This is a genomic window from Streptomyces sp. NPDC032745 (genome assembly GCF_055579465.1).
In genome coordinates, this window is the sequence record NZ_JBVING010000013.1 from 103,214 (window position 1) to 123,498 (window position 20,285).

Below are 20,285 nucleotides of genomic sequence, written 5' to 3' on the forward strand. Positions count from 1 at the left end.
CGGCTTGGCCATCGCGGCAGTCCGAGGAGACCGTCCGATGAGCTCCCTCTCCCTCACCGTTCGTGACTCGTCCACGATGCTGCGCCGCAACCTGCTGCACGCGCGCCGCTACCCGTCACTGACGCTGAACCTGCTGCTCACCCCGGTCATGCTGCTGCTGCTCTTCGTCTACATCTTCGGCGGCGCCATGAGCGGAGGCATCAGCGGCGGCGGAGACCGCTCCGCCTACATCGCCTACATCGTTCCCGGCATCCTCCTCATGACCATCGGCAGTACGGTCATCGGCGCCGCCGTATCCGTCTCCACCGACATGTCCGAGGGCATCATCGCCCGCTTCCGCACCATGGCCATCCACCGCGGCACGTGATCGGCGGTGTCCTGCAATCCCTCGCCGGCGTCGTCCTCGTCGGCCTCGTCGGCGTGGCCATCGGCTTCCGCTCCCACGACGCCACGGCCCTGGAATGGCTGGCGGCGTTCGGGCTCCTCGCGCTCTTCGCCGTCGCACTCACCTGGATCGCGGTCGGCATGGGCATGGCCAGCCCCAACGCCGAAGCGGCCGGCAACAGCGCGATGCCGCTGATCCTCCTGCCGCTCATCTCCAGCGCATTCACCCCGATCGACTCGATGCCGGGCTGGTTCCAGCCCATCGCCGAGTACCAGCCGTTCACCCCGGTCATCGAGACCCTGCGCGGCCTGCTGCTCGGCACCGAGATCGGCAACAACGGCTGGCTCGCCCTCGGCTGGTCCATCGCCCTCATCGCACTCGGTTACCGCTGGTCGACGGCATCCTTCAACCGCGACCCCGAGTAGCAGCCATGAGCGCGGACCGCCCAGGGCAGCGTGACCCGGCATTCCGCCGGCGCACGCCGCCCTCGCGGCAGTCCCGGCCACCGGTTCCTGACGTCGATGTGGACGCGCTCACCGGCCGTCCGGTGCACCGGACGGCAGCGGCTGTACAGGTTCTCCAGCGCAGTGCGAGCACCCGTCGAGGAGCGGGCGCGATGCTCGGGTCATGAGCTCCGATACGGACGGGCGCGAGCCCTCGCGGAGCACCCGAACCGCCCGCCGGCGCCCCATCCCCCGAGGGCACCGGCGGGCTTTCGCTCTGCCCGCTGCCGGGTCGGTGTGATCAGCGGGGCAGTGTTGCCGGCACAGACGAAGGGACACACCGACAATGAACAACACGTGGTTCCGGCGCTTCACCCCGACCACGGGAAACGGGCCGCGCCTCTTCTGCTTCCCGCACGCCGGGGGCTCCGCGACGGCGTACGTGCAGCTGGCGCGTGTGCTGCCCGCGGACTTCGACGTGGTGTCCGTGCAGTACCCGGGGCGCCAGGACCGGTACCACGAGGAGCCGTTCACGGCCGTGGCCCCGCTCGTCGAGGCAGTGGCCGAGGAGCTGGCCCACGAACTGGCCGCGGACCCCGGACGGCCGTACGCCCTGTTCGGCCACAGCATGGGCGCGCTCGTCGCGTTCGAGACGGCCCGGCTGCTCGTCGCCCGGGGCGAACTGCCCGGACCCCAGCGGCTGTTCCTCTCCGGCCGGGGAGCGCCGCGACCCGGCACCAGTGCCCAGTACGAGTTCTACGACGACGCCGACGTGCTGGCCGAGCTGCGCAGGCTGGGCGGAACCGACCAGTCGATGCTCGAGAACCCCGAGGTCCTGGAGCTCGTACTGCCGGCACTGCGAGCCGACTACCGGGCCCTCGCCGCGTACGACTGGCGCGGGGGAGAGCCGCTCGCCGCTCCGATCACCACCCTGATCGGGGACAGCGACCCGATGGTGACGGTCCAGGAGGCCGGGACATGGCGGGAGCAGACCAGCGGTGACTTCGACCTGAAGGTCTTCCCCGGCGGTCACTTCTACCTCGTCGACCAGATCGACCAGGTCGCCGCGGCCGTCACCGAGGGGCTGCTCGCCTCCGCCACCGCTTCCTGACCGCGCTTCCTGGCCGGCCGTCGGCCGGCTGCGCAGACGTGCCGGGAGTCGAACGCCGTGCCCCCGCCATTCGGTGACGAGCCGGTCCACGTCCACGGTGCTGCGCAGCCGGCCTGGCCGGCCATCGGCTGTCCGGTCCCCGCCGCCTGCTGCCTCCTTCGTCTCGCCTCGGCCACCGTGGAGGCCGTCCCACGCCGGAGCGAGTCCGCCGCTTTCCCGGTCAGTGAGCCGAGCGCGCTGAGCTTCAGGAGATCGCGAACGGCGAGAGCGCCGCGGCCACGGCTGCGGCGCACCCCCTGCATCGTTCGCCCGTCACAACCGGAGAGGCCACGAGCCGTGAGCAACCCCTCGTGCTCGATGCAGGAGGAGAAGAAGCCGGGATGGTCTCTGACCGTACTGCTCTTCGGTGCGGTCAACGCCGTACTCAACTTCGGCGGCGCCTGGTCATGGTGGGCCTTGCTCTGGGGGCCGCTGTTCGCCATCGGTATCGGGGCCATGGTGTACGAGTGGCGGCTGCTGGCCCGCGTCCGGTGGCGCATGAGCACCCTGGAGTGGATATTTATCGCCATTGCCCATGCCGGCCTCGCCGCCTCGCTCGCAGCCGTCCTCGGCGTCCTTCGCCTCTGACCCACTGGCGGCCGGCCAGGCGCACCGCTCGTCGGGACGGGGCCCAGCGGGATACTCCGCATCCGCGCCCTGCCGGTCTCGGAACCGTCCGGCCCCGCGATCCGCGGTGACCGGCTGCTCCTGCTCGGAGGGGCCGGGCGGGGCATCGACACCGCTACCCGGCGGGATGCCGTCCACCACCTCCGGCTGACGGACCACGGAGCCGTCGTCGTCGGCCGCGAGGGCCTCGTCTTCCCGAACGGTGACCCCGTCAGACGCTACGCCCGCCCCGTCTGCCGGGGTCCGGGCGTTCGTGGCGGCGATCGCTTCGGCGGTGAAGCTCGTGTGAGGTCCGGCTTGATGTTGCTGGTTGACCTTGACCCTGGGTCAGGGTGGACGCTGATGGCATGACAAATTCCACTTCTTCGTCCTGGACCGGCATGGTTCCTGTCGACGACACGGCCCTGGCGGTCACCGACACGCGCGGCCCCGGCCGTCCCGTCGTCTTTCTGAACGGCTCCTACGCCGACTCCCGGCCCTGGCGGCCCGTGATCGCCGAACTCGACTCCGGCTGGCGGCACATCACCTACGACGAGCGGGCCCGCGGACGGTCGAAGCGGTCGGCGGACTACTCCTTCGAGGCGTGCGTCCGAGACCTCGATGCCGTCCTCGAGGCGACCGGGGTGGAGCGGCCGCTGCTCGTCGGCTGGTCGTACGGTGCGGCGCTCGCGGCGCACTGGGCCGACCGGAATCCGGACCGCGTCCTGGGGGTAGTGGCCGTGGACGGCGGTATTCCGTACGGTCTGACCGGCGAGGAGGGCCGTGAGCGGATCCGGCGGCTGTTCCGCCGGATGCGGTGGCTGCTGCCGCTGGTGCGCCCGCTGGGCCTGGCCGCGCGGATGACCGCCGACCAGCATGCCGACATCAACATCGAGGCCAACGAGGTCAACGCCGCCATCGGGCCGGTCCTCGACCGCTTGACCTGCCCGGTGCGGTACGTCCTCGCCACGGGTGCCAGCCTCGGCGGGGGCCAGGAGGAGATGGAGAAGATGCGGGCAGCACTCGATCCGGTGCTCGCCCGTAACCCGAACGTCAAGGTGAGCGCGAAGGTCGCGAGCAACCACTCCAAAATTCTGGCCAAGGACTTCCGGGCCATCGCCGCGGCCGTCCACGAGACCGCGGCCGCCCACGACCAGAGGGCCCGCTGAGCCGATGGCGTACGGACTCACGATCGGTCAGGCGGCCGCGTTCGCCGGCGTCACGGTGAAGACCGTGCGCCACTACCACCGGCTCGGCCTGGTCGATGAACCGGAGCGCGACGGCTCCGGTTATCGCCGGTACGGATCGTCCGACATGCTGCGGCTGGTCCAGGCCCGCACGCTCGCCGACGCGGGCGTGCCGCTGGCCGAGATCGGGGATCTGCTCGACGCCGATCCCGAGCAGTTCGCCTCCGCCCTGGACGATGTCGAGCGGCGACTCACCGATCGGATCGACGAGCTGATCGCGCGGCGCGCGGTGCTGCACCGGCTCGCCGCCGGCGACCGGCTCCTGCTGCCCGAGCGCGCGTGCGTGGCCTTGGACCGGTTCGCGGAACTCGGCTTCGGTGCCGAGTACGTGGCCATCCAGCAGGAGGCCCTGGTACTGGCCCGTGCGCTGGTGCCCGAGGTCTTCGACAGCTTCCTGAGCCAGCTCGAGCGCCAGCTCGGCGACCCCCAGTACGTCGAGCTGATGAAGCTCTGCCAGGACGCCGAGTCATGGGATCCCGACGACCCACGGCTGGACGAGATCGCGTCCGCCCTGGCCGCCAAGGTGCTCGCCAACCGCGAACTGCTGTCGCTGCCGGCCGAGTTCCGGGCCAGGCCCGACGCCGCCACCCGCTACGGGCTCATCAACCACCACCGTGAAGACCAGGCGCCAGCGGCTGCCCGGCTGACCGAGCTGCTCGAGGCGAACCTCCGCGCAGCCGGCGTCGACATCCCGCATCAGTAGCGGCCCGGGCAGCTGCCGGCGGCTCGGCCCGGAGACGGCGGCCGGCCCGGTGGCTGGTGCCACCGGGCCGGCGGGGGTGCGGTTCCCTGACGGTCCGGACGGGGGGGGCCGGTCCGCCGCGGGAGTCCGCTGCAGGTGTCCCCTTACGGGGATCCGCTAGGAGACGCGGTCCGCGAGCTCACGCTCGCGGTGCGGGACCGAGCGGGCCACGATGCGGTTGAGCTTCTCGCCCTCCACGTCGACGTTCGGGAGCAGTGCGTCGAGCCAGCGGGGCAGCCACCAGGCGGTCTTGCCGAGCAGGGCGAACAGGGCGGGCACGATGGCCATGCGGACGACGAAGGCGTCGAAGAGGATGGCCGTCGCCAGCCCGAAGCCGATCATCTGGATCATGTCGTTGGCGTCCAGGATGAAGCCGGAGAACACGCTGATCATGATGGCCGCCGCGGCGGTGACGACGCGGCCGCTGTAGCGGAAGCCCGTGGCCACGGCCTCGTCCGGGCCTGCGCCGTGGACGTAGGCCTCGCGCATGCGGGAGACCAGGAAGACCTCGTAGTCCATGGCCAGGCCGAAGACGATGCCGATCATGAAGATCGGCATGGTGCTCATGATCGGACCGGTCTGGTCGATGCCGAGGACGTCCTTCAGCCAGCCCCACTGGAAGACCGCGACGACGGCGCCGAGGGCCGCGCTGACCGACAGGAGGAAGCCGAGGGCCGCCTTCAGCGGGACGAGCAGCGAGCGGAAGACCAGGACCAGCAGGACGAAGGCAAGGCCGACGACCAGGCCGAGGTAGGGCACGAACGCGTCGTCAAGCGTCTTCGAGAAGTCGATGAGCATCGCGGTCTGGCCGGTGATCAGCACCTCGCCGGCGGTCTGCTCCTCCAGGCCGCCCGCGAGGGCGCGGAGGTTGTGGACGAGGTCCTCGGTCTTCTTGTCGGCCGGACCGGTGGTCGGGACGACGTTGAGGATGGCGGTGTCGCCGGCCTCGTTGGCGACGGCCGGGGAGACCGAGGCCACCCCGTCCACCTTGGCGAGGGCCTTGCCGACGGTGTCGCCGGCGGCCTTGGCGTCCTTGGCGCTGACCGTGACCATCAGCGGGCCGTTGAAGCCGGCGCCGAAGGACTCGGACAGCATGTCGTAGGCCTTGCGCTGGGTGGTCTCCGTCGACATGGTGCCCTCGCCCGGCAGGCCGAGCTCCAGGCTGGCGGCGGGCACCGCGAGCGCGCCGAGGCTCACGACGCCGACGAGCAGGACGGCGACCGGGTTGCGGAGCACGTAGCCGGCCCAGCGGGAGCCGAGGTTCGGCTTGTTCGGGTCCTTCTTCGCGGCGCGCGCGGCGGCCTTGGCGGCTCGCTTGGCGGACACGCGCTGCTTGCGGGCCGACAGCGGCCCGCTCCAGAACAGGTGGCGCTCGCGGCGGGGCAGCACCTTGAACGGGGCGAAGCCGAGCAGTGCGGGAACCAGCGTCAGCGCGATGAGGACGGCGACGGCGACCGTGCCGGAGGCGGCCAGGCCCATCTTGGTGAGCAGCGGGACGTTCACGACGGACAGGCCGGCCAGCGCGATGATGACCGTGAGGCCGGCGAAGACGACGGCCGAGCCGGCCGTGCCGACAGCGCGTCCGGCGGCCTCCTCGCGGTCGCGGCCCTCCGCCATCTCCGAGCGGTAGCGGGAGACGATGAACAGCGCGTAGTCGATGCCGACGGCGAGGCCGAGCATCATCGCCAGGGTCGAGGTGGTGGCGGAGAGCCCGAACGTGCTGCCGAGCGCGGTGATGCCGGAGATGCCGATGGAGACGCCGATGGTGGCGGTCAGGAGCGGCATGCCGGCCGCGATCATCGAGCCGAAGGTCAGCAGCAGGACTATGGCGGAGACCAGGATGCCGATGCCTTCGCCGGAACCGCCCATCTCGGCCTTGATCTTGACGGCGTCACCGCCGGCCTCGACGGTCAGTCCGCCGGCCCGGGCCTTCTCGGTGATCTCGTCGAAGGCGTCGTGGGCCTCGTCGCTCACCTCGGGGCCGGGGACCTTGTAGGTGACCACCGCGTAGGCGGTGGTGCCGTCCTTGCTGATGGTGTTGGCCTGGTAGGGGTCGGTCGCGCCGATCACCTCGGGGGCCTTGGACAGGTTCCCGAGCAGCTCGGTGACGCCGGCCTTGGGACCGTCGTCGGAGATCTTGGCGCCCTGGGGGGCGCGGATGACGACCCGGGCGCTGGCGCCGGTGGCGCTGGCCGCGGGGAACTTCTCCTTGAGCAGGTCGAAGGCCTTCTGCGACTCGGTGCCCGGCATGGAGAAGGTGTCGGCGGGGGGCGGGGGTGCGGAGGACGCCGCGACTCCGACGCCGCCGAAGATCAGCACCCACAGGACGACCAGCAGCCATCGGCGCCGGAACGCCAAGCGGCCGAGTTTGTAAAGGAAGGTGGCCACGGCGAGTGGACTCCCATCGGATCGGCAGAGCAACAGGCAGGACTCAAGGACGATAACAAACCGCTCATGCGGTTTTCTTAATGGCAGATGGATTCACGCCACCACACCGGCTTCAGCCACGAACGCTGTGCGGAACCACTCACACGGTTCGATCCAGCACGAGCTGAACCCCGTCGGAAGTTCACCGGAGGCCGGTGGTGGCCCACTTGAGCCCCGCTCGAGGACAGCAGGCAGCACAAACGCCCGCGGCCCCTGGTCAGGGGGCCGCGGGCGCTCGGCGTCACGGCGCGGTCAGAGAACGGCGCCTTCCCTCGTCCTCCTGCGCAGAGTCGGCCTGCTGGACTGGGCGAGGTCCTTCCACATGTCCGAGAGACCGGTGATGGTGCGCGCCGCGAACAGCCTGCGGATCGACACCTCCTGGTTCAGCTCCGCCCGGATCAGGCCGACCAGCCTGATCGCCCGCAGCGAGTTGCCACCGAGGTCGAAGAAGTCCTCGTCGATGCCCACCCGGTCCAGCTCGAGCACATCGGCGAACGCCGCGGCCAGAACCCGCTCGGTCTCGTTGCGCGGTGCCCGGTACTTCGCGTCGAACTCGGGCTCCGGCAGCGAGGCCCGGTCCACCGTCCCGTTGACCGTCACCGGCAGGCGTTCCAGCACCGTGAACACCGACGGCACCATGGACTCCGGCAGCCACCCTGCGGCGAACCGGCGCAGCTCTTCGCCCGAAACGGCCTGGCCGCGGACCGGGACCACATAGGCCACCAGCCGCTGCTGCCCGGAACCGTCCTCCTTGACGACCACGACCGACTGTGCAAGGCCGCTGTGCTCGGACAGCACCTCCTCGACCTCGGCCAACTCGACTCGAACGCCACGTACATCGACCTGGGCGTCGGCCCGGGCCACGTACTCGAGCCGGCCGCCGGTACCCCAGCGCACCCGGTCTCCGGTCCGGTACATGAGCCCGCCGGCCGGACCGAACGGGCAGGGCACGAACCGCTCCGCGGTCGCCCCGGGCTGCCCTGCATATCCACGGGCCACGCCGGGGCCGGCCACGTACAGCTCTCCGGTCACGCCGACGGGGACCGGCGCCAGTCCCGGACCCAGCACGTAGAGGGCGGTGTTGTCCATCGGGCGGCCGACCGCGGACGCGAGGCGCACCGGTTCGTCCGCAGCCAGGCGCTGGCATGCGGCGAAGACGGTCGTCTCCGTCAAGCCGTGGCCGGTGACGATCGTCAGCTCGGGGCAGGCCTCGCGGACCCGGCGCAGCGCGGCCGTGGACACGCGGTCACCACCGGTCCACACCTCGCGCAGCCCGGCGAAGGTCTCGGGGCGTTCTGCCGCGATCGCCGAGAACAGGCTCGCGGGCAGCCACACCGTGGAGATCTCGGTCGCCGCTCGCACGGCGGTCAGCGCGTCGATGTCGAGCTCCCCCGCGGGAGCCACGACCACGCGGCCGCCGTTCAGCAGAGGCACCCACAGTTCGAGGGCGAGCGCATCGGCGGTGTGCGGCGCGTGCCACAGCACGGTGCTGTGGCCGGCCTCCTTGCAGTGGCGGTCCTTGACGAACCGCTCCATGTTCCGGTGCGTCACGGCGACTCCCGTGGCCGCACCGGTCGTTCCGGAGCCGTGCATCACGGCCAGCAGGTTGTCCTGGTGCGACGGGACCGCAGCCTCCGGCGCACCGCTGTTCTCGTCGTCGGCGCCGTCCGAGCGGATGTCGTCGAACACGATCGCCGGAACGTCCAGGCCGGAGGAGAGTGCTCCGGCCGTCGCCGCGTCGGTGAGCAGAGCGCGCGCCGCAGAGCCGCCGACCTGCGACGTGATCTGCTCCGCCGGGAGCGTCGGGTCGATCGGCAGGTAGGCCCCGCCCGCCTTCACCACGCCCAGCAGCGCGACGGCGAGGTCCACCGATCGGGGCATCGCCACGGCGACGACCGTCTCGGGTCCGACGTGCTGCCGTCGCAGCGCCTCGGCCAGCCGGCTCGAGCGCTCGTCCAGCTCCCGGTAGGAGACCTCCGAGTCGCCGGACACCATCGCGATGGCGTAGGGGTCCCGATCCACCTGCAGGGCGAACAGCTCCGGGACCGTCAGCCCCGGCAGCGGCACGTCCGTGTCGTTCGGTGCCGTCAGCACGCCGTCGCGCTCGACACCGCCGACCACGTCCAGCGCACCGATCGGCTGCGTACCGGCGGCCACCACGGCACGGATGTGCGCGATCAGCTCCTCGCCGAGGAAGCGCAGCTCCGCGCGGTGGTACAGGCTCGCAGGGGCGTCGAGCCGGATGTAGAGGTCGCTGTCGGCGCTGCCGTCGGTGTAGACGCCGATCGACAGTTCCTCGAAGGTGCCGGTCGTCGCGCCGGAGTAGCGCGCCGGGCTGTCGGCGAAGTGGAGCTGCTCCACGAACTCGACGACGTTCATGACGGCGCCGAAGCTGCCGCGGCCGCTCAGGACGGTTCCGCTCGCGCGCTGGATGTCCGAGTAGTGGCAGGCGGTGTGGCCGAAGAGCTCGTACGTCTCGTCGACCATGGCGTCGGCGATCTCGGCGAAGGTCGCACCGAGCGGAACGGCCACCCGTACCGGCACCACGTTCACGGCCAGGCCGGGCGTCCGGCTCGCCACGCCGACGCGGTTGCCCACGGCCAGCGAGAGGAGGAACTCCGGACGGTCGCAGCGGTGCCGGAAGAACACCGCCGCGGCCGCGGTCAGCATCTGCGACATCCACACGCCCATGTCCGTCGCGGTCTCGGTCCAGACGTCGGCCTCGGCGCGCGGAACGGTCAGCGTCCGGCTCACCATGCCGATGGTCTCGGCCACCTCCGACCAGCGGTCGGCGCTGCTCAGCGGCTGGGAGAGCGCGGCCCGCAGCGAGTCGGACAGGGCGACACGCGGAACCTGGGCGGGCGCCGGGGCATCCTTCAGGTAGTCGCGCCAGAACTCCGAGTCCTCGGTGAACTTCTGGGAGGCGAGGTACTCCGTCGCCTCGGCCGCGAACGACTCGGCGTCCCACGGGTGCGGCAGCTCCGGTACGTTCTCGCCCCGCACCAGCGCCGTGTAGACCTCGGCGAGGCGCCGCGAGAGCAGGCCACCCGCGCCGAACCCGTCCGATATGAGGTGGTGGTAGGCGATCACCAGGAGGGAGCGGGCCTCCGCGAGTTTGACCACACCCAGCCGGAACAGCAGGTCCCGCGACAGGTCGAACGGCTGCCGCACCATGTCGGCCAGCGCTTCGCGCGCCGCCTGCTCGGGATCGGCCTCGGCACTGAGGTCCAGGTAGAACGGCCGCCAGTCCCCCAGTTCCCGGGGTACCAGGCGCAGCCCGCTGCCGTCGTCGACGAAGTTGACGCGCAGCACCTCCGCCTCGCCCATCACGTGCAGGAACGCGGATTCAATGACCGCCGCGTCCAGCTCACCGTCCACATCCCACATGGTCAGCGCATGGTTCGGCGTGTCGGGAGCCATTTCCTGCGCCCGCCACATGCCTTTATGCGCAGACGACGCACCGAACGAACGCACACAGATCAACCCCTCAGCAAACAGGCCCGGGAATCGGAGAACTTCACAGATCACCCCCACCTTCAGGGAAGTGGGTCGGCCGTTCAAGACAACTCGGTGCCGGGCGGGACAAGCAGCTGTGGAGCTTGCGTGTCCCGCCGGCGGGACATTCCTACGCGGCCATCGAGGACGTGACGTGCTCGGCGATCCGCCTCGGCGACGGGAACTTCAGGACCAGGTTCGCCCTCAGCTTGAGTCCGGTCGATGCGGTCAGACGCTTGCTCAGCTCCACCGACAGCAGGGAGTCGAATCCGATCTCCTTGAACTCCTGGTCGGGGTCGACGGACGCGCTGGACGGGTGTCCGAGCACGACGGCGACCTTCTCGAGGACGTGCTCGAGCACGAGTGCCTCCGCGTCGTCCCCGGAGAGGGCGGCGAGCCGCTCCGGCAGGGGTACGAGGTGGTCGTCGCCGGCCGGTGCCTCCGTCGAGGGCACCTCCGCCGCCACCGCCGTCTGCGAGGAGTTCAGCCAGTACCGCTGCCGCTGGAACGCGTACGTCGGGAGGTCCACCCGCTCGCGAGTCCCGAACAGGGCGTCCCAGTCCACCGACCCGCCCCGGACGTGGAGCTGGGCCAGCGAGCCGACCACGGCCTCCACCTCGTCCCGGTCCCGCCGCGACGAGGACAGGACCAGCGCGTCGTCCACGTCCTCGACGATCTCCTGCACCGGGACGGTCAGAACGGGGTGCGGGCTCATCTCGACGAACACCCGGAAACCGTCCTCGGCCAACCGCTGGACGGAGGTCTCGAAGAGGACCTTCTCGCGCAGGTTGTCGTACCAGTAGTCGCCGTTCAGCTGTGCGGTGTCGATGACCTCGCCGTGGAGGGTCGAGTAGAAGGGCAGCGCCGACGTCTTCGGGCTCACGTCGGACAGCGGGCCGAGCACCTGCTCGCGGACCCGGGTCACGTGGTGCGAATGCGAGGCGTAGTCGACCGAGATCCTCCGCGCCTGAGCGCCGTCGGCCTTCATCTTCTCGACGAACTCGTCGAGCGCGTCCGGCTCCCCGGACACCACCACGGAGCGGGGCCCGTTGACGACGGCGATGCTCAGCTGGTCGCCCCACGGAACGAGACGTTCCGCTACGACTTCCGCGGACTCCGCGACCGATGCCATCCCGCCGTGACCGATCAGGTCCACCAGAGCCTTGCTGCGGAGCGCCACGATCTTGGTGGCGTCCCTCAACGACAGTGCACCGCAGACGTAGGCGGCGGCGATCTCGCCCTGGCTGTGTCCGACCACGGCGGCCGGTTCCACACCCCAGGAGCGCCACAGGCCGGCCATCGACACCATCACCGAGAACAGCGCCGGCTGGACCACGTCCACCCGGTCCAGAGACGGCGCCCCGTCCACGCCGCGCACCACGTCGAGCAGCGACCAGTCGACCCACTCGGACAGTGCGGCCGCGCACGCGTCGAGGCTCTGCGCGAAGACCGGGAAGGTGTCGTACAGCTGCCGGCCCATGCCGACCCACTGCGACCCCTGCCCGGGGAACATGAAGGCGACACCGCCGAGTTTCCCGGTGGCTCCGCGCACCACCGCGGGGGACTCCGCACCCTCGCCCAGCGCCGTCAGAGCGCTCAGCAGCTCGTCGCGACCGCGGCCCAGCACGACTGCACGGTGGTCGAACCGCGACCGGCTCGACAGCAGCGACGCGCCGATGCCGGCGATGTCCGCCTGCGGGTCGGCAGCGAGGAAGTCGCGCAGCTTGCCCGCCTGGCCCTGCAGGGCGGCCGCGCTCTTGGCCGACACCACCCACGGCACCAGCCCGCCGACGACGCCCGGGCCCGGGACCCGCTCGTCCGCCTGCTCCTGCTGCGGAGCCTCTTCCAGGATCACGTGCGCGTTGGTGCCGCTGACGCCGAAGGAGGACACCCCGGCCCGGCGCGGACCGTCCGCCCGGGTCCACTCACGGCCCTCCGCCAGCAGTTCGACCCCGCCGGAGGACCAGTCGACGTGCCTCGAGGGCGCGTCGACGTGCAGGGTCTTCGGCAGGTACCCGTGGCGCATGGCCATCACGGCCTTGATGACCCCGCCGACTCCGGCGGCGGCCTGGGCGTGACCCATGTTCGACTTCAGGGATCCCAGGAAGAGCGGCCTGCCGTCGGCCCGGTCCTTCCCGTAGGTCGCCAGCAGGGCCTCCGCCTCGATGGGGTCGCCCAGCTTGGTTCCGGTGCCGTGGGCTTCGACCAGGTCCACCTCGGAGGGCTTGACCCCCGCGTTCGCCAGTGCCCGCCGGATCACCTTCTCCTGCGCGCGGCCGTTGGGAGCGGTCAGCCCGTTGCTGGCGCCGTCCTGGTTCACCGCGGAACCGCGGACGACGGCGAGCACCGGGTGGCCGTTGCGCCGGGCGTCGGACAGCCGCTCCAGGAGCAGTACGCCCACGCCCTCGGCCCAGCCGGTCCCGTCGGCCCCGTCCGCGAAGGCCTTGCACCGGCCGTCGGCCGACAGGGCGCCCTGGCGGGCGAACTCCACGAAGGCGGCGGGCGTCGACATCACCAATGCCCCGCCGGCCAGCGCGAGGGAGCACTCCCCCGCACGCAGGGACTGCACTGCCATGTGCAGGGCCACCAGCGACGAGGAGCACGCCGTGTCCAGGGACACCGCCGGCCCGGTCAGCCCCAGTTCGTACGCCACCCGGCCGGACGCGACGCTGAGCGAGCTGCCGTACAGCAGGTAGCCCTCGAGCTCGCTCTGGCCCGACTCCAGGAAACGCCAGCCGTACTCGGTGGAGCTCACCCCGGAGAAGACGCCGACCTCCGCCCCGCGTACGTCGGCGGGGACGATGCCGGCGCGCTCGAAGGCCTCCCACGACGTCTCCAGCAGCATGCGCTGCTGCGGGTCGGTCGCCAGCGCCTCGCGCGGGCTGATGCCGAAGAAGTCGGCGTCGAAGCCTGCGACGTCCGCCAGGAACCCTCCCTGGCGCACGTACGCGCTGCCGACGGTGTCGGGGTCCGGGTCGTACACGTCCCGCCACCCGCGGTCCGTCGGGAACGCGTCCACGACGTCCCGGCCGCTGCGGATCACGTCCCACAGTTCCTCGGGCGACGAGACGCCTCCCGGGTAGCGGCAGGCCATGGACACCACGGCGATCGGCTCGCCACGGCCGGCCTTCAGGGCGTCGTTCTCCTGGCGCAGGCGGTCGCGCTCCTCCAGCAGCGTTCGGAGCGCCCGCTGGACCCGGTCCCCGCCCTCCGCCGTCTGATCCGCGGAGTTGGTCATGTCACTTACCTCTTCTCATCCAGAGCCAGGTCGAGCAGCGCGTCCAGGTCCATGTCCGACAGTTCGTCCGCACCGGTGTCCGCGTCCGCCGCGGATGCCTCGCCGTTCTCCTGGGGCGGGTTGGCGCACGCCAGGACCAGCTCCAGGAGGCCCGCGCTGCGCAGGCCGTCGATCGAGACGTTCCGCAGCACCTCGCGGATCACAGCGTCCTCGTCCTGGCTCGCGTCCGCCTCGGGACGCAGCAGGCCCAGCAGGTGCAGGCCCAGCTCGCGCGGCGTGGGGTAGCTGAAGACGAGGGTGGACGCCAGGCGCAGTCCGGTCGCGGCGGCCAGGCGGTTGCACAGTTCGACCGCGGTCAGCGAGTCGAATCCGAGCTGGGTGAACGCCTGGTCGGCGTCGACGGCCGCGCCGGACGGGTGTCCGAGCACGACGGCGGCCTGGTCGCGGATCCAGTCCAAGGCCGCTGCCTCCGCCTCGTCCGCCGGCAGGGTGACCAGCCTGGCGGCCAGGTCCACGGAGCCGCCGTCCTTGGGCGTGCCCGCCCTGCTCCGGCGCGGACGGCCGGAGTCGGCGAGGCCGCGCAGCAGCAGCGGCAGCTCGTCGGCGGCCTTGCTGCGCAGCCCGGCGACGTCCACCCGGGCCGGGACGAGGACCGGCTTGCCGCTCGCGCACGCCGCGTCGAACAGGGCCAGTGCCTCGGGCGTCGGCATCGGGGCGATGCCCATCCGCCGGAGCCGGGAGAAATCGGCCTGGTCCAGGTCCCCGGTCATGCCGCTGCTCTGCTCCCACCAGCCCCAGCACAGCGAGGTGCCGACCAGGCCGGATGCGCTGCGCTGGGCCGCCAGACCGTCCAGGAAGCCGTTCGCCGCGGCGTAGTTCGCCTGTCCTCCGGTGCCGAGCGTGCCGGCGAGGGCGGAGAACTGGACGAACGCCGACAGGCTGTGCTCCCGGGTCAGCTCGTGCAGGTTGACCGCACCGCCGACCTTGGCGCGCAGCACGTGGTCGAGGCTCTCCGGGGTCAGCGATTCGACGGTGCCGTCGGCCAGTACGCCCGCCGCGTGGACGACCGCCGTCAGCGGGTACCGCGGGGGCATGTCCGCGAGCAGGTCCGCCAGGGCATCCCGGTCCGCGATGTCGCAGGCCACGACCCGGACGGCGGCGCCCGCCTCCTCGAGGTCCGAGACCAGCTCGGGAACCCCGTCGGCCGCCGTTCCCCGACGGCTCGCCAGCACCAGGCTCCGTACGCCGTGTTCGGCGACGAGGTGCCGCGCCACCAGCGAGCCGACGCCCCCGGTGCCGCCGGTGACGAGCACGCTGCCGCCGCCGAAGCCACCGCTCAGGTCGAAGACCAGCTTGCCGACGTGGCGGCCCTGGCTCATCTCGCGGAACGTCTTGCGGGCGTCGCGGATGCTGCGGACGGAGATCGGGCTGAGCTGCACCCGTCCGTCGGCGAACAGCTCCATGACGTCGCGGAACATCTCGTGGATGGTGTCCGGGCCCGCCGTGCCGTAGAGGTCGAAGGCCTGGTAGTCGACTCCGGGGTGGTCGGCCGCGACCTGCCCGGCCTCGCGGATGTCCGTCTTGCCCATCTCGATGAAGTTGCCGCCGCCCGGCAGCAGCTTCAGCGAGGCGTCGACGAAGGTGTGCGCGAGGGAGTTGAGCACGACGTCGACACCGCGGCCGTCCGTGGCGTCGAGGAACTTCTCCACGAACTCCAGGTCGCGCGAGGACGCCAGGTGCGCGTCGTCGAGGCCCATGCCGCGCAGCGCGGGCCACTTGGCCGGGCTGGCGGTGGCGTAGACCTCGGCGCCCACGTGCCTGGCCAGCTGGACGGCGGCCGTTCCGACGCCGCCGGCCGCGGCGTGGATGAGGATGCGCTGCCCCTTCTGCAGCTTCATCACGTGGAAGAGCGCGTAGTAGGCGGTGAGGAAGGTGCTCGGCATGGAGGCCGCCTCGGCGTGGCTCCAGCCGTCGGGGACGGGGGCCAGCAGCCGGTGGTCGGCCACGGCCACGCTTCCGAAGGAGCCGTTGAAGATGCCGGTCACCCGGTCGCCCGGGGCGAGGCCGGCCACGTCGTCCGCGACCTCCAGCACGATGCCCGCGCCCTCGCTGCCGAGCCCGGAGTCGAAGTCCGTCCGGTCGATGAGGCCCAGGGCGATCGTGACGTCGCGGAAGTTGAGGCCGGCCGCCTGGACGGCGATGCGGACCTGCCCGGCCTCCAGGGGCGCCGCCACCTCGGGGCACGCGACCCACGTCAGGTTCTCCAGCGTGCCCGCCTTCGTGATGCCCAGCCGGTACGCGCCGTCTGCCGGGGCGTCGAGCTGGTGGTCGGCGGGCGCGGCCTGCACCATCCGCGGCACGAGGGACGTACCGCCGCGCAGCGCCAGCTGGTCCTCACCGAGGGCGAGGGCGTCCGCGAAGGCCGCCCACGAGGTCTCCTCGTCGTCGATGTCGACGAGCCGGAACCGGCCGGGGTGCTCGGTCTGCGCGGAGCGGATCAGGCCCCACACGGACGCGCCGGGCAGGCTCTCGACGTCGTCGCCCGCGCCGGTGGCCTGCGCCAGGCGGGTGAGCACGACCAGCGTGGACGCGGCGAGCCGGTCCTCGGCGAGGAACTTCTGGACGGTCTCCAGCACGTGCTTGCCGGCGTCACCGACCGTGGTGAGCAGGTCGTCGCCGGGGGCGACGGCGTCGTCGAGGCACAGGACGAGGTGGCGGGGGGCGTCGGCGGCGAGGACCTCGCCGAGGGACGCGTACAGCGAGACGCCGCCGTCGCCCGCGGCGACGAGCCGGGCGGCCCGGCCGGTCTCCGAGCCGATGACGCCCCACTGCGCGCGGCCGGCGTCCGGCGCGGCCTCCGGGGCCGGGCGCCAGTCCAGTGCGTACAGGGACTGCTCGCGGCCACCGCGCGCCGAGCGGACCTGCTCGGCGCTCGCCGGGCGGAACGTCAGCGCGTCGACGTGGGCGATCTCGCGGCCGTGCTCGTCGGCGATCACGAGGGACACGACGCCTTCGGCGGCCGGGGTGAGCTTGACGCGCACGGTCGGGCCGCAGTCCCCGGCGAGGTGCACGCCGGACCAGGCGAAGGGCATCCAGCCCTGGTCGCCCGTCACGGTGATGACGCCGCCGGCGACGACGGCGTGCAGCACGGTGTCGATCAGCGCCGGGTGCAGGGTGAACCCGCCGTCGGCGCCTTCCGGCAGGGTGGCGAGGGCGAACAGGTCGTCGCCCTTGCGCCAGACCTCGCGCAGGCCGCGGAACAGCGGGCCGTAGTCGAAGCCGCCGTCCGCGAGGGAGTCGTAGAGGCCGTCGAAGCCGATCTGCTCGGCCCCGGCCGGCGGCCACGCGGCGAGCGCGCGGGCGTCGTCGGCCCGGCCGGCGTCCTGCGGGGCGCCGGGCGCCAGGGTGCCCATGGCGTGCCGGGTCCAGCCGCCGGCACCGGCGGCGTCCTCGGCGGGACGCGAGTACACGTCCAGGGAGCGGCGGCCGCTCCCGTCCGCGGCGCCGGCGACGACGCGCACCTGCACGTCGCCCGTGTCGGGGAGGATCAGCGGGACTTCGAGGGAGAGCTCCTCGACCGAGGCGCAGCCGACGTGCTCGCCCACCGACAGCGCCAGGTCCATGTACGCGGTCGCCGGGACGACGACCGAGTCGAACACGGCGTGGTCGGCGATCCACTCGTGGGTCCGCAGGGACCACAGGTCGGTGAACACCACCTCGTCGGTGCCGGGGTGGTCCACCACGGCGCCGAGCAGCGGGTGCTCGGCGGCGGACAGGCCGGCGGAGGTCACGTCCGCGGACGCGAGGCCCGACAGGAAGTCCATCCAGTAGCGCTGGTGCTGGAACGCGTACGTCGGGAGGTCGACGCGCTCCTGCGTGCCGAACAGGGCGGCCCAGTCCGCGGCGGCGCCCAGGACGTGCAGCTCGGCGAGCGCGCCGGCCAGGCCCTGCGCGACACCGCGGTCGCGGCGCGAAGAGGCCACGACGACGGCGTCGTGCACGCCCTCCGCGGCGAACGCGTCCTTGGTGAGGCCGGCGAGCGTGGAGCCCGGGCCGACCTCGACGAAGACGTTCGCGCCGGCCGCGCGGGCGCGCTCCACGGCGTCGTGGAAGCGCACGGGCTCGCGGACGTGGTCGACCCAGTGGGCGACGGACGTCAGCTCCTGGAGGGTGGCCTCGCGGCCCAGCAGCGTCGACACGACCGGGATCGACAGCTCGCCGCCCATGGGCAGCGCGCGCAGCGCCAGTTCGAACTCCTCGAGGACCGGTCCCATCAGCGGGGAGTGGAACGCGTGGTCGACGGGGAGCAGCTTCGCCGACCGGCCGTCGGCGACGAGCCGGTCGCGCAGGTCGTGGACCTCGTCGCGCAGGCCCGAGACCACCACCGACTCCGGGCCGTTGACGGCGGCGATGCCGGTACGGGTGTACGGGCGCAGCAGCGCGGCGACTTCGGCTTCCGAGGCGCGGACCGCCAGCATGGCGCCCGGCTCGGCGACGGCCTGCATGGTGCGGCCGCGGGCGGCCACGATGCGGGTCGCGGTGTCGAGGTCGAAGGCTCCGGACACGTGGGCGGCGGCGATCTCGCCGACTGAGTGGCCGATCAGGTGGGTCGGCTGCGGGCCGTACTGGCCGAGGAGCCGGTAGAGGGCGACCTGCAGGGCGAACAGCGCGGGCTGCATGACGTCCGTACGCTCGCGGCCCTCGGGCTCGTCGGCGAGGAGCAGGGGCCGGAGCTCGAACGGGAGGTGCGCGTCGAAGCGGGCGCAGACCTCGTCGAGGGCCTCGGCGAAGACGGGGAAGGTGTCGTACAGCTCGCGGGCCACGCCGGTCCACTTCGAGCCCTGGCCCGGGAACATGAGGGCGAAGCCGCCCGGCTCGCCGGCCGCGCCGCGCACCACGGCGGGGGACTCGGCGCCCTCGGCCAGCTTCGCGAGGGCGTCCAGCAGGTCGTCCCGGCCGCTGCCCAGCACCACGGCGCGGTGCTCGAACTGCGCCCGGCTGGAGACCAGCGAGGCGCCGATGGCGGCGAGGTCCGCCGCCGGGTCGGCGGCGACGAACGCGCGCAGCTTCTCGGCCTGCGCCCGCAGCGCCTGCTCGGACCGCGCCGACAGCGCCCACGGCACGATGCCCGCAGCGCCGGCCGGCGTGCGGTCGGCGGCGTCCGGGGCCGGCTGCGCCTCGGGGGCCTCCTCGAGGATGAGGTGGGCGTTGGTGCCGCTGGCGCCGAAGCTGGACACGCCGGCCCGGCGGGGCCGGCCCGGGGCGGTGGTCCAGTCGCGGGCCTCGGTCAGCAGCTCGACCGCGCCGGCCGTCCAGTCGACGTGCGTCGAGGGCTGGTCCACGTGCAGCGTCTTGGGCAGGACGCCGTGCTGCATCGCCATGATCATCTTGATGATGCCGCCGACGCCGCCCGCCGCCTGGGTGTGGCCGATGTTCGACTTCAGGGACCCCAGCCACAGCGGGTTGCCCGGCTCGCGCTCCTGCCCGTAGGTGGCCAGCAGCGCCTGCGCCTCGATGGGGTCGCCGAGCGTGGTGCCGGTGCCGTGCGCCTCGACCACGTCGACGTCGCCCGCCTGGACGCGGGCGTTGGCCAGCGCGGCGCGGATGACGCGCTGCTGCGCCGGGCCGCTCGGTGCGGTCAGGCCGTTGGAGGCGCCGTCCTGGTTGACGGCGGAGCCGCGGATGACCGCCCAGATCTTGCGGCCGTTGCGCTGCGCGTCGGAGAGCCGCTCCAGGACCAGCATGCCGACGCCCTCGGAGAAGCCGGTGCCGTCCGCCGCGTCGGCGAACGCCTTGCACCGGCCGTCGGCCGAAAGGCCGCCCTGGCGCGCGAACTCGCGGAGCACCTGCGGCATCGCCATGACGGTGACGCCGCCGGCCAGCGCCAGGCCGCACTCGCCCTGGCGCAGCGACTGCACCGCCTGGTGCACCGTCACCAGCGAGGACGAGCACGCGGTGTCGGTGGACACCGCCGGGCCCTCCAGGCCCAGCGCGTACGACACGCGGCCGGACGCGACGCTCAGCAGGGAGCCGATCTGCGCGTAGCCCGAGATGTTCTCGGGGGTGAAGTAGTGGTTGCCGTACCCGAAGTAGGCGATGCCGGCGAAGACGCCGGTGCTGGTGCCGCGCAGGGAGTGCGGGTCGATGCCGGCCCGCTCCAGGGACTCCCATGAGGTCTCCAGCAGGAGCCGCTGCTGCGGGTCGGAGGCCAGCGCCTCGCGCGGGTTGATCTCGAAGAAGTCGGCGTCGAAGTCGCCCGCGTCGTGGAGGAAGCCTCCTTCCCGCGTGTAGCAGGTGCCCGGCCGCTCGCGCTGCGGGTCGTAGAGGTCCTCCAGGTCCCAGAAACGGTCCTCGGGGAACTCCGACACGACGTCCGCGCCCGCCTGCACCAGGTCCCACAGGGCCTCCGGGGACGCCGCCCCGCCCGGGAAACGGCAGGCGACGCCCACCACGGCGATGGGCTCGGCGGCGGCCTCGGTCAGCTCCTTCAGACGCTTGCGGGTTTCGATCAGCTCGATCGACGTCCGCTTGAGGTACTCGAGAACTTCGGCG

Annotated in this window: 8 protein-coding genes and 1 pseudogene; 5 read left to right on the forward strand and 4 right to left on the reverse strand. The window is 72.3% G+C overall.

Features of this window, described 5'->3' with window-relative positions:
- Positions 1-37 precede the first annotated feature (37 nt).
- From ACZ5WG_RS29175 to ACZ5WG_RS29195, 5 genes and pseudogenes are all read left to right on the forward strand, one after another.
- Positions 38-810 (forward strand): annotated as a pseudogene (locus ACZ5WG_RS29175) (ABC transporter permease).
- Between the two features lie 364 nt (positions 811-1,174).
- Positions 1,175-1,939 carry a thioesterase II family protein gene (locus ACZ5WG_RS29180; protein ID WP_468727035.1) on the forward strand — a complete coding sequence of 255 codons (765 nt, stop codon included), beginning with the start codon at positions 1,175-1,177 and terminating at the stop codon, positions 1,937-1,939.
- Positions 1,940-2,275: 336 nt separating this feature from the next.
- The gene (locus tag ACZ5WG_RS29185) at positions 2,276-2,566 is read left to right on the forward strand and encodes a hypothetical protein (RefSeq protein ID WP_468727036.1); all 291 of its coding nucleotides are present in this window, start codon (positions 2,276-2,278) and stop codon (positions 2,564-2,566) included.
- Positions 2,567-2,952: 386 nt separating this feature from the next.
- Complete coding sequence (locus tag ACZ5WG_RS29190) at positions 2,953-3,753, forward strand: alpha/beta fold hydrolase (RefSeq protein WP_468727037.1); 801 nt, start codon at positions 2,953-2,955, stop codon at positions 3,751-3,753.
- Positions 3,754-3,757: 4 nt separating this feature from the next.
- Positions 3,758-4,534, forward strand: coding sequence for a MerR family transcriptional regulator (locus ACZ5WG_RS29195; RefSeq protein WP_468727038.1), 777 nt, complete (start codon positions 3,758-3,760; stop codon positions 4,532-4,534).
- Between the two features lie 156 nt (positions 4,535-4,690).
- Here the strand turns inward: ACZ5WG_RS29195 and ACZ5WG_RS29200 are convergent, their stop codons facing one another.
- The 4 genes from ACZ5WG_RS29200 to ACZ5WG_RS29215 form a co-directional block, all read right to left on the reverse strand.
- Positions 4,691-6,961, reverse strand: coding sequence for an MMPL family transporter (locus ACZ5WG_RS29200; RefSeq protein WP_468727039.1), 2,271 nt, complete (start codon positions 6,959-6,961; stop codon positions 4,691-4,693).
- 291 nt (positions 6,962-7,252) lie between these two features.
- A complete protein-coding gene (locus tag ACZ5WG_RS29205) occupies positions 7,253-10,534 on the reverse strand; it encodes a non-ribosomal peptide synthetase (protein ID WP_468727197.1) in 3,282 nt (1,093 codons plus the stop codon).
- A 91-nt stretch (positions 10,535-10,625) separates the two neighbouring features.
- Positions 10,626-13,733, reverse strand: a complete 3,108-nt coding sequence (locus tag ACZ5WG_RS29210; RefSeq protein ID WP_468727040.1) for a type I polyketide synthase — start codon at positions 13,731-13,733, stop codon at positions 10,626-10,628.
- Positions 13,734-13,738: 5 nt separating this feature from the next.
- Positions 13,739-20,251 (reverse strand): type I polyketide synthase, encoded by a 6,513-nt coding sequence (locus ACZ5WG_RS29215; RefSeq protein ID WP_468727198.1) that lies wholly within the window; start codon positions 20,249-20,251, stop codon positions 13,739-13,741.
- Between the last annotated feature and the right edge of the window lie 34 nt (positions 20,252-20,285).

What these genes read in the sequence shown, in the direction of transcription:
- ACZ5WG_RS29210 (WP_468727040.1), bottom strand. Translation starts at nt 13,733, where the DNA reads ATGACCAACTCCGCGGATCAGACGGCGGAGGGCGGGGACCGGGTCCAG.
- ACZ5WG_RS29190 (WP_468727037.1), top strand. Translation starts at nt 2,953, where the DNA reads ATGACAAATTCCACTTCTTCGTCCTGGACCGGCATGGTTCCTGTCGAC.
- ACZ5WG_RS29180 (WP_468727035.1), top strand. Translation starts at nt 1,175, where the DNA reads ATGAACAACACGTGGTTCCGGCGCTTCACCCCGACCACGGGAAACGGG.
- ACZ5WG_RS29195 (WP_468727038.1), top strand. Translation starts at nt 3,758, where the DNA reads ATGGCGTACGGACTCACGATCGGTCAGGCGGCCGCGTTCGCCGGCGTC.